Below are 7,836 nucleotides of genomic sequence, written 5' to 3'. Positions count from 1 at the left end.
GCGTTTGTGATGGGGATCTACCCGAAAAAATCCGAAACCGCCTATATTGCGGACGAGGCGCACAAGAGAGGCATCAAGACGGTCGGCTTCACCATTCCGGTCAAGAATTCACCGGCCGTCATGGACGATGTCTGGGGAACTGCGACCACGCTCGGCTACTTCGTTCAGAACTATACCGGCCGCCAGGGCACCTTCGCCCAGACCGCGGAACAGCGTGGTTATTTCACGCCGTTCGACATGGAAGTGGACATGTTCGAACTCATGTGCCGCTACGAGCCGCGCATGAAGGTGCTGCCCTTCATCGACGGCGGCCAGGGCACGACCGATGAGATTTCGGTCGGCCGTAAGAACATGCTGTCGCTTTTGCAGGCCCATCCGGAGCCTGGTTCGCTTGCGGCCTTCATCTCGTGGTGGTGGCCATTCACGCTCGGCGCGGCGCAGGCGCTGAAACAGATGAACAGGGACGACGTTCCGCTGTTCAATCACTACCTGTCGACCCAGTTCCTTGAAGCCTGGGCGGCCAAGCAGGTGCCGGTGGTCTTCAGCTGCGACTCGCCCTTCCCTGAAATCGGCCGCAAGACCGGCGAACTCGCGGTTAAGCTCGCGCGAGGCGAGGACGTGCCAAATATCGTCTACCGCATCCCCGTGATCACCAAGACGCCGGATCAGGCGAGCGAGGCCCTCGCCGAACTCAAAAGCTGGGACGAGCAGGCAATCGCCCTGCTGAAACAGTACGGCGGCTAGACGCGAACTGGCATACGGCGAGCAGAGCGTTGCCGCCGTATGCCCCGCTTTCAGCAGAATGCGACTCGTGCCGAAGGGTGCCGGGACCCAATCCATTTGGTGACGGCAATCGCGTGGGCACTGAACCGTACCCTTGCATCTGATCAACGAACGACTGGAATCTAAAAAGTGACGCATGTGGAGCAGGAAAGCCTTGCCAAGGCGAACACAGCCAAGGGTACTGCCGTCAACGCAGTGCCAGCGGGAAGACGCGAACCCGCCGTCATGCGGTTTCTCAGGCAATGGGGAACAATCATCGTCCTGGTCGTGGCCGCCGTTGGATTTTCCATAGCCTCGCCCTACTTCGCCACCGCTTCCAACTTGAACAACATCCTCTTTTCGATGATCGTCAGTGCGTTGGTCTCTATGGGATTGACCTGGGTCGTGACCGCGGGGAGCTTTGACCTTTCGATCGGTCTCACAGTGACGACGTCATCAATCCTCGTCGCCTTTCTGATCCCTATCACCGGCCCTTGGCTTGCAATCGTGTTTGCTCTGCTTGCCGCATGCCTGATCGGTGTGGTGAACGGGCTTCTGGTGACCTATGGACGGCTATCGGGCATTGTCGTCACGCTTGGTGTGATGTTCGTGCTCGATGGGATCAACGTTTTTATCACGGGCGGTTATCAGGTCCCTGTTAGCTACGACGAAACCGCATTCCTTTATCTCGGCCAGGGTAAGCTCGGAATCGTCGGCGTGCCCGTAATCATCCTGGTAGCGGTGTTCATCGTAGCCCTCATCGCCGCAGCGCGGACACGGATCGGCCACTACATCGCGGCGGTCGGCGACAATCCGATGGCGGCGTTCTACTCCGGGATCAACGTTTATCGATGGGTCATCCTCGCATTCGTGCTTTCGGCATTGATGTCGGGGATTGCGGGCGTGATCGTGACCGCTATCTCATCCTCGGCGCAACCGGTCGGTGGCGAGGGCTACCTCCTCGAGGCCTTCGCCGCGGTGTTCCTTGGCGCAACCGTGCTTGGAAAGGGCAAGCCACATCTGTTTGGCACTCTCGTTGGCGTCTTTTTCCTGTATATGGTGGATTCCGGGATGAATATGGTCGGCTTCCCCTTTGCCGCCCGCCACATCTTCCAGGGACTGGTGCTCATCGTCGCGGTTGGAGCAAATGCGCTTCTCAACCGTGAAGAAGTCCATCTCAAGTTTATCTGAGGTGACGGCGATGAACGCGACACCACTGGTTGAACTGAAGAATCTCGAGAAGGAGTTCGCCGGCACCAAAGCGTTGAAGGGCGTGAGCCTTAGCTTTCTGCGCGGCGAGGTGCACGGCCTGCTTGGTGAAAACGGTGCGGGCAAGTCGACCCTCATCAAAATCTTGACGGGTGTCTATGCCCCGAGCGCCGGTGAGATTTTCCTTGAAGGGTCACCGGTCAGGGTTTCCAGCCCGCCGGAAGCCCATCGGCTGGGCCTCGGAGCGGTCTATCAGGACGCAGAACTGGTATCCAGCTTCACGGTTGGGCAAAATATCCTTCTCGGCAATGAGCCCGGGAGGATCGGTATAAGCGACCGGGCGATCCATGACGAAGCTGCGGAGATTCTGTCGCAAATGGGCATCGAGCTCGACGTGCGGCGGCTTGCCGGCGCACTGTCCGCAGCCGAGATGCAACTCGTCACCTTGGCGACCTTGTTCCATCGGCGCTACAAACTGATCGTTCTTGATGAGCCGACAGCTCGCCTTTCGGCAGCGGAATCGGAAGTTCTTTTTCGGATCGTCGATGGCTTCAAAGCGCAGGGGATAGCCATCGTTTACATCTCCCATCGCCTTCGAGAGGTCCAGCAGATCTGCGACCGCGCCACGATCCTTCGAGGGGGACTTGTTTCCGGAACCCTTAATCGTGGCGAGGTCACCGAAGACCGCGTTACTGAACTCATGGTGGACCGCAGCCGCTCTGAGCTTGCGACCTACAATGATGGCAACAGCGTCCGTCCAGAAGTCCTGGTTGAGGTTGCTGGCCTCGGCACGGCGCAGTTGGCGCCCCTCAGCTTCAAGATGCAAGCCGGAGAGGTGCTGGGCTTCACCGGTCCCGTTGGCGGCGGGATGGAAGATGTCGCACGGGCGCTTGGCGGCATCAGCCGGCATTCCGGCACGGCAAAGGTGCGGGGCAAAGCGGTCAATCTGGCCACCCCGATCGCTGCACGTCGTTCAGGCATCGCGCTGATCCCCGAGGACCGGCGCAAACAAGCCCTTTTTCCCGCACTCTCGGCTGCCGAAAACATCTGCCTGCCGGTCCTGCATTCGCTGCAACATTTTTTGATGATCCGGCCCGGCACCATGAAAAGATATGCAGAAGCCGTGCTGGACCAGCTTGCGGTGCGCCCACGCGCTTCCTCCACGCAGGTGCGCTTCTTCTCCGGTGGCAATCAACAGAAGCTGGTCATCGGCAAATGGATGAGTGCGAAAGCCACCGTCTATATCATCGTGGAGCCGACCAACGGCGTCGATGTCGGTGCGATCAAGGAAATCTACGATATCATACTGCAACTTGCCCGCGATGGCGCCGCAGTCCTGCTCATTTCGTCGTCCCTGAACGAAATGCTCGCGCTCGCCGATCGGATCATGGTCATTCATGACGGCAACTGCGTCGCGGAGGCACCGAAAAAGAGCTGGACATATGACGACCTTCTGGCCGTCACCCTGAGCGGCAAGTCGCGACACACGGCGTCGCCGCCGCACGTCACCCGTTCAACAGAAGAGGAAAGCAGATGAGCACGGATATCAGGCTCTACATGTTCCAGACTGGGCAGATTCGACAGAAGGAGGTCGATATCAAGCTTGGCTACAGCCAGGACGAGTTCTTCACCCCAATCCCCTGGTACCTAATCGTCCATCCCAAGGGAAACATCGTTATCGACGGCGGCACAGCGGTTGAAGCAGCGCGTGATCCGGTTGGCTGGTGGGGCGACACCACAAAGAAATACTATCCTATCATGGATCCCGAAGAGGGCTGCGTGAACCAACTCGGCAAGATCGGAATGAAGCCCGACGATATCAAGTTCGTGCTGCATTCGCATTTGCATCTCGATCACTCCGGCGCCTGCGGCAATTTCCCAAAAGCCCGCCATCTTGTGCAGCGGCGGGAGATTGCATGGGCGTTCGCCGCCGACTGGTTCATGCAAGGCGGCTATATCAAGAAGGATCTGACCAAGGATGGCATCAACTGGGACGTGATGGAGGGCGAGGACCAGTATGATGTCTTCGGCGATGGCAGCGTGCAGACATTCCTGTCTCCGGGACACACCCCCGGCCACCAGTCCATCATGGTACGGCTGCCCAACACCGGTTCGATCCTTCTCGCAATCGACGCCGCTTACACGATGGATCACTGGGAAGAGAAATGCCTGCCCGGCGCGCTGACGTCCGCGCAGGAAGCCGCTGCTTCCGTCAGAAGGCTGCGGCGCATCGCCGAGAAAGAAAACGCGATTGTCGTGCCAGGCCACGACATGGAAACCTGGAAGAAGTTCAAGAAAGCTCCGGCGGAATACTATGACTAGGTTCCGCTGAAATATGCGGCCGGCTGAAGATCGCCGGCCGCACCGCTAAAAACCAAAATGGTCCTTCAAAATCAGTTGCGCGCGCGGACCGCCTCAACAAGGCGGCGCGGTACGCGTGGCGGGTTGCACGAGAGTATTTACCAGATGCACAAGGCTGCTCTCGATCAAATCCAGCAGCGCTGGAACGAGGCCTCCGCGCCATGGGATAAGAAATTGCTCTCCCAGATTTATACGCAGGACGCTCTTTTTTTCGGTCTACTGCCTAGGTTGTACGTCGGACGATCTGAAATAGAGGAGTATTTTGGAAGCTATCAACTCATACTAGAAAAAGTGAATTTAACGCTTGTCGACCAGAATACGAGATCGTTGAGTCGAGGTCTGTTCGCGGCGCAAGGGTTTGGCGATATCGTTAATTACTATCGTGACGGCTCTGTCGTAAAAAATAGGGTCAGGACTTCGTTCGTTGTTTCAAGAATCAATGGTGACTGGCAGATTTATCTGCACCATTTCTCTGAGCTGATCCGGGATAAATAAAGTCTACGGACAGTGGCGAGGCTCGCCAGGAACCGCGCTGAGCAACGGGGGTTCTACTCGCGCGACGGGTGGCGCATAGCTGCCGCTCCTTACCTGCCCCTCGACAGACTCCCCAATATCCCGCGCACGATTGCCCGGCCGACCGACGAGCCAACCGAGCGCACCACCGACTTGATCGCCGCCTCGGCCACCGTCTGGCGGTTGGACGGGCGCGGTGCAGATGTGCGCCTGCCACCGGATTGCGGCGCGGGATCGTCATTGCCGAAGCCCGGAATGGTCCAGCGCGAGCCGCCGCTGCCGGCCTGCTGGGCCTGCTCTTCGGCATCCTGCGCGTCCTTGGCTTTTTTTTGCAGCATTTCGAAAGCCGATTCGCGATCGACGGCCTGATCGTACTGGCCGACGACGGGGCTCTCCTGGATCAGCTTTTGTCGCTCGGCTGCCGTTATCGGTCCAAGGCGCGACGACGGCGGGCGGATCAGGGTCCGCTGCACCATGGACGGGACACCCTTGGCCTCCAGCGTCGAGACCAGCGCTTCGCCCGTGGCAAGCTGGGTAATGGCGGTCATGCAGTCGAAATCGGGATTCGGCCGGAACGTTTCGGCCGCCGTCCTCACCGCCTGCTGCTCACGCGGCGTATAGGCGCGCAGCGCGTGCTGGACGCGATTGCCGAGCTGGGCCAGGACTTTTTCAGGGATATCCAACGGGTTCTGAGTGACGAAATAGACGCCGACGCCCTTCGAGCGGATCAGTCGGACCACTTGTTCGACGCGATCGATCAGCACCTTGGGTGCTTCGTCGAACAGAAGATGCGCCTCGTCGAAAAAGAACACCAGCTTCGGCTTGTCGGGGTCGCCGACTTCCGGCAGCACCTCGAACAGTTCCGACATCAGCCATAGCAGGAAGGTCGCGTAGAGCCGCGGATTCATCATCAGCTTGTCGGCGGCAAGCACGCTGATGGCGCCGCGTCCGTCGCGGGTGGTGCGCATGATATCGGCGATACGCAGTGCCGGTTCGCCGAAGAAATTTGCGGCTCCCTGTTGCTCCAGGACCAGCAGCGTGCGCTGGATCGCCCCGACCGATGGCTTCGTCACGTTGCCGTAGCGCGAGCCGATCTCGTCGGCACGCTCGGCGATGTTGGCCAAGAGCGCCTGCAGGTCCTTCATGTCGAGCAGCAGCAGACCTTCCTCGTCAGCCAGGCGGAAGGCGATGTTCATGATGCCTTCCTGCGCCTCGGTCAGGTTCATCAGGCGCGACAGCAACAACGGCCCCATTTCCGAGACCGTGGCGCGGATCGGATGACCCTGTTCGCCGAACAAGTCCCAGAAGATGACGGGGAATTCCTGGAAGTTATAAGGATCGAGCTTGACCTGTTCGGCCCGCTTGACGAGGAAATCCTGTGCCGTGCCCATCATCGCGATGCCCGACAGATCCCCCTTGATGTCGGCGCAGAACACAGGCACGCCGGCGTTGGAAAATCCTTCGGCCAGGATCTGCAAGGTGACTGTCTTGCCGGTACCGGTGGCGCCCGTCACCAGGCCATGACGATTCCCATATCGTAGCAACAGCTGCTCGGCACGCTGATAGCTGTCGTCGGGCTTGCGGCTGGCGCCGATGAAAATACTGGTGTCGTCAGCCATATGTCCGGTCTCCGCAAACTGATGTGTCTAAAGCCAGTGGCCTTGCCGCAGGTATAGTGAGGCCATTGCACAGCGACAATGCCATTCGTCCAAATCCGGGCCATTCGCCCAAATCGCCCCATTCGTTCAAATCGGGTTTTTGGAGCTTGCGGATTTTGCCGCTGTTTGGCAATCGTCGTCCACGCGGATTGACCTATATCTGATGGATCGAATCCGGTCACTGGAAGCGCATTGCATTGCGATATCGGACCAGGGACCGTAGACTGGACTGCTCCCGGCTGGTGCGGCCGTATGAAACGAGGAGGACGGATGGGCGCCGGAGCCTTGATCCAGGACGTGGAACCCGAAAACATCGAGCGCCAGCGATGGCTCGCATTGGCGGAAAAGGCTTTGGCAGGCGCTTCCTTCGAGGAAAGGCTGGTCTCGCACAGCGACGACAACATCCGTATCGAACCGCTCTACGACCGCAGCACCGCGGCGGAACCGATCGTACGCGCAAACCCGAAATCGCCATGGATCGTCAGCCAGCGAGTCGACGATCCCGACACCAACCGCGCCAAAAGCCAAGCGCTGGAGGATGTGGCACAGGGTGCCACGGGATTGTCGCTGGTCTTCGAGGGGGCGCCGAACGCGTTCGGATACGGCTTGCCGAGAACGGCGGAGGCGTTGGAGGCGGTGCTGGACGGCATTCCGCTCAACCGCATCCAGGTTCGTATCGACGCCCATCCCTGGAGCCGCGCCGTGGCCGACTGGCTGGTCGCTTTCCTGAGCAAGCGGCGGTCGGACCCGGCAAAACTCAACCTCTCCTTCGGCATCGATCCAGCAGCGATCTTCGCGGGAACCGGTCGGCTGCGCATGTCGATCGAGGCGCTGCGGGCCTCCATGCCGCAGTCGCTGGCGCATTTCTTCGCGATGGGCGTTCCGGGCGTGCTGCTGGAAGCTGACGGGCGCGTGTTCCACAATGCCGGCGCCACGGAAGCGCAGGAACTTGGCATCATGCTGGCTTCGGCTGTCTCCTACCTCAGAATGTTCGAGACGGCGCGGCAGCCGCTTGTCTATGCCGCACCTCATATCGGTTTTGCACTCAGCGTCGACCAGGACCAGTTGCTCTCGATAGCCAAGATGCGGGCGCTGCGCAGGCTCTGGGCGCGGGTGCAGGAGGCTTGTTCGATCCCGACATCCACGGCCAGTATCCATGCCGAGACGTCGTTTCGCATGATGACGGCGATGGACCCGGAGACCAACATCCTGCGCACCACCATTGCATGCTTTGCCGCGGCGTGCGGCGGCGCCGATTCGATCTCCATCCTGCCGCACACGATCGCGCACGGTCTGCCGGCGGGTTTTGCCCGTCGTGTTTCCCGCAACACGC

General features: G+C 59.8%; 7 protein-coding genes. 6 read left to right on the top strand and 1 reads right to left on the bottom strand.

The annotated features are described in order from the left end of the window. The 5 genes from EN939_RS13095 to EN939_RS13075 form a co-directional block, all read left to right on the top strand. On the top strand, nucleotides 1–744 hold a 744-nt coding region (locus EN939_RS13095; RefSeq protein WP_127268347.1), incomplete at its 5' end, for a sugar ABC transporter substrate-binding protein. A gap of 168 nt (nucleotides 745–912) precedes the next feature. Further along, the gene (locus EN939_RS13090; protein ID WP_236382866.1) at nucleotides 913–1,953 is read left to right on the top strand and encodes an ABC transporter permease; all 1,041 of its coding nucleotides are present in this window, start codon (nucleotides 913–915) and stop codon (nucleotides 1,951–1,953) included. Next, on the top strand, nucleotides 1,925–3,508 hold the full coding sequence (locus tag EN939_RS13085; RefSeq protein ID WP_245473084.1) for a sugar ABC transporter ATP-binding protein: 1,584 nt from the start codon (nucleotides 1,925–1,927) through the stop codon (nucleotides 3,506–3,508). The genes EN939_RS13090 and EN939_RS13085 overlap by 29 nt, the downstream gene beginning before the upstream one ends. Next, complete coding sequence (gene attM, locus EN939_RS13080; RefSeq protein ID WP_127268346.1) at nucleotides 3,505–4,293, top strand: AttM family quorum-quenching N-acyl homoserine lactonase; 789 nt, start codon at nucleotides 3,505–3,507, stop codon at nucleotides 4,291–4,293. The genes EN939_RS13085 and attM overlap by 4 nt, the downstream gene beginning before the upstream one ends. 57 nt (nucleotides 4,294–4,350) lie before the next feature. Then, nucleotides 4,351–4,827 carry a YybH family protein gene (locus EN939_RS13075; RefSeq protein WP_236382862.1) on the top strand — a complete coding sequence of 159 codons (477 nt, stop codon included), beginning with the start codon at nucleotides 4,351–4,353 and terminating at the stop codon, nucleotides 4,825–4,827. A gap of 89 nt (nucleotides 4,828–4,916) precedes the next feature. Here the strand turns inward: EN939_RS13075 and EN939_RS13070 are convergent, their stop codons facing one another. Beyond that, nucleotides 4,917–6,464, bottom strand: coding sequence for a helicase HerA-like C-terminal domain-containing protein (locus EN939_RS13070; protein ID WP_127268345.1), 1,548 nt, complete (start codon nucleotides 6,462–6,464; stop codon nucleotides 4,917–4,919). Between the two features lie 309 nt (nucleotides 6,465–6,773). Here EN939_RS13070 and EN939_RS13065 point away from each other — a divergent pair. Next, nucleotides 6,774–7,836: methylmalonyl-CoA mutase family protein (locus EN939_RS13065; RefSeq protein WP_127268344.1), on the top strand; the 1,063-nt coding region annotated here is incomplete at its 3' end.

The sequence above is a fragment of the Mesorhizobium sp. M7A.F.Ca.CA.002.05.1.1 genome (genome assembly GCF_003998335.1).
Taxonomy (GTDB): domain Bacteria; phylum Pseudomonadota; class Alphaproteobacteria; order Rhizobiales; family Rhizobiaceae; genus Mesorhizobium.
The sequence above is the reverse complement of the archived record's forward strand: the minus strand, read 5'-3'. Positions and strand labels throughout refer to the sequence as shown.

Coding starts and splice junctions, on each gene's coding strand:
- attM (WP_127268346.1), top strand. CDS start 3,505: ATGAGCACGGATATCAGGCTCTACATGTTCCAGACTGGGCAGATTCGA.
- EN939_RS13075 (WP_236382862.1), top strand. CDS start 4,351: ATGGTCCTTCAAAATCAGTTGCGCGCGCGGACCGCCTCAACAAGGCGG.
- EN939_RS13070 (WP_127268345.1), bottom strand. CDS start 6,464: ATGGCTGACGACACCAGTATTTTCATCGGCGCCAGCCGCAAGCCCGAC.